Source organism: Paenarthrobacter sp. YAF11_1, assembly GCF_052113445.1.
Taxonomy (GTDB): domain Bacteria; phylum Actinomycetota; class Actinomycetes; order Actinomycetales; family Micrococcaceae; genus Arthrobacter.
On the sequence record NZ_JBFRDF010000031.1, the window covers coordinates 1 to 2,310 of the forward strand.

Below are 2,310 nucleotides of genomic sequence, written 5' to 3' on the forward strand. Positions count from 1 at the left end.
CGCCAGCGTTCATCCTGAGCCAGGATCAAACTCTCCGTTGAAGTAAAACAAATCAAACAGACACAACCACACCCACCGGAAATAACGGCCGGCACGGCTGCACAAAATTCGAAACCAGCTGAAAACCAGACCACCACACACGGGGGTGCGCGACGACCTGGCCATAATTTCAACCAATTGATAAAACAATCGGTATCAACAAACTTGGCACACTATTGAGTTCTCAAACAACAGACCCCCCAAAACATCACCCACAGCACACCACACAAAGCAGCGCACCCAAACAGGGCCATTGGAAAAGAAGAGTTATTTTTGGCCGCCTACCGAACCGTACACACCTTCCGGCTTTCCGTTTCGCACCCGGCGACTCAGAAAACAATACACGCCCCCAACCCCCAACGCAAATCCACCCCCAACACCCCACCCCACCCACACCAAACCCACCCCCAAAACCCCACCAAACCGCCGTCGAACTCGCCACCGAACGTCAGGGCGTCAGCTGCCGCACTGCAGGCAGGAAACACATCCTGGCCGCAGCGGGCCGCACAGTTATGGGTCGCAATGAGCGGGCCCATGACGTTGACGCCGCCTGGTGGGAGGATGGAACGCATGGAACTGCACATCACGGGAGATGCCGCCGCCGACAGACTGCTCAGTGACGACGCTTTTGCGTTGCTCACCGGTATGTTGCTCGATCAACAGGTCACCATGGAATCGGCATTTGCTGGCCCAGAGAAGATTCGTACCCGTCTAGGGTCCTTGGACCCGGCCGCCATTGCCGACCACGATCCCGCCGGTTTCGTCGAAGTCTTCAAGGAGAGGCCGGCCGTCCATCGCTTCCCTGGTTCCATGGCCGGCAGGGTCCAGGCCCTGGCGGAAACGGTACACAGCGACTGGAATGGTGATGCTGCCTCAATCTGGACCCGGGGAAACCCTGACGGTGCTGAGGTACTTCGCAGGCTCAAAGCACTGCCGGGCTTCGGCGACCAGAAAGCGAAAATCTTCCTGGCCCTGCTGGGTAAGCAATGCGGCCTCGAAGCTGACGGCTGGCGGGAGGCCGCCGGCCACTACGGCGAGGAAGGATCGTACTTGTCCGTCGCCGACATCGTGGATCCAGAGTCATTGGTGAAGGTACGTGCCAGCAAGCAGGCCGCAAAAGCAGCTGCGAAGGCTGCTAAGTCGTCCAACGCTTAGTTTGCGCCGACCTTACCTATCGCCGTTTAGGGCAGGCTCTCCGGTTTCCCATCTTGGGCCACATTCATCCTGAGCCTTGCTCGGGTTTTCCACATATCTGCGTTCCTCCCGTATCGCGCCGCTCGCACGCGTTGATCTTCCACGCTGGCCGCGCTTGATGGGGCCTGGAGAAGTGCACGACGTTAAGTTAGTGGTTTATTGAACTGCCTCTGCTGGTACAGTACGGAATTTCCACTGATGAATCATTGGCCGTCAGTTCCAATCGGTAACGCAGGGAGGGGCGTCCGGAATCTTCAAAAGCCCCACAACCGGTGACCTTCCAACCCGCGCGTTCATACATCTTGAGTGCAGACATGTTGTCCCTCAACACTCTCAGGGGCACCTCAGCGAAACCTTCCGCGGCGAGGGACTGAGTGACGTTCGCTAACAACGCCAGCCCCAGGCCTTGGGATTGGTGAGCAGGGTCCACGGCAATCAGCGCGAGGTGGGCTTTCCGGGCAACACCTTTGGGCGTCTCGTCCCGGACCAGCGCAAACCCTTTAATCTCTGAACCACTTTCCACGATGGAAAGGATGCCTCCCAGGGCAGTGAGTTTTGCCATCGCACTTCGTTCCATTTCCGGATCGCTCGGTGTGCCATCACGAAAGGCGAGAGCCCGCATCCATAGTTCTGCGCATTCAAGGAAATCCACAGGGGTTCCCACACGAAAAATCAATGGCGTCGGCAGTTCCGTGGTTCTGTTCATCTCTTCCATCCCTACACTTGCAGCGAAATGGGCAAGCCGTGCCCAGCTGAGTCCTGTGTCCGCCGCGGCGGGTATGGATGGGCCGCCGCTTCGCGACGATCAACTTCACAAAGCAATCTTGCCGGCTGCTGCATCTGAAGCAGGCGACGACACGGTAAGTGCGTGCCGCGACAACGAAGTTACGAAAAGGGGGCTCCTCTTCACGGAGCCCCTTCGGGTGTTTTGTGTTGTGGTGGTTAAAGGGGAAGAGCCCCGACCTGTGGTCGGGGCTCTTGCCTAATGTGTGTCCGGCGGTGTCCTACTCTCCCACACCCTCCCGGGTGCAGTACCATCGGCGCTGTGGGTCTTAGCTTCCGGGTTCGGAATGGGAC

2 protein-coding genes and 1 rRNA gene are annotated in these 2,310 nt (G+C 58.3%); 1 reads left to right on the forward strand and 2 read right to left on the reverse strand.

Going from position 1 to position 2,310, the window contains the following annotated elements; translation table 11 throughout:
* Window positions 1-600: 600 nt before the first annotated feature.
* Complete coding sequence (locus AB4Y77_RS22920) at window positions 601-1,194, forward strand: HhH-GPD-type base excision DNA repair protein (protein WP_442015456.1); 594 nt, start codon at window positions 601-603, stop codon at window positions 1,192-1,194.
* A 187-nt stretch (window positions 1,195-1,381) separates the two neighbouring features.
* Here the strand turns inward: AB4Y77_RS22920 and AB4Y77_RS22925 are convergent, their stop codons facing one another.
* Window positions 1,382-1,948, reverse strand: a complete 567-nt coding sequence (locus AB4Y77_RS22925) for a GNAT family N-acetyltransferase (protein ID WP_442015455.1) — start codon at window positions 1,946-1,948, stop codon at window positions 1,382-1,384.
* A gap of 276 nt (window positions 1,949-2,224) precedes the next feature.
* Window positions 2,225-2,310, reverse strand: a 5S ribosomal RNA gene (gene rrf / locus AB4Y77_RS22930); the annotation flags it as partial.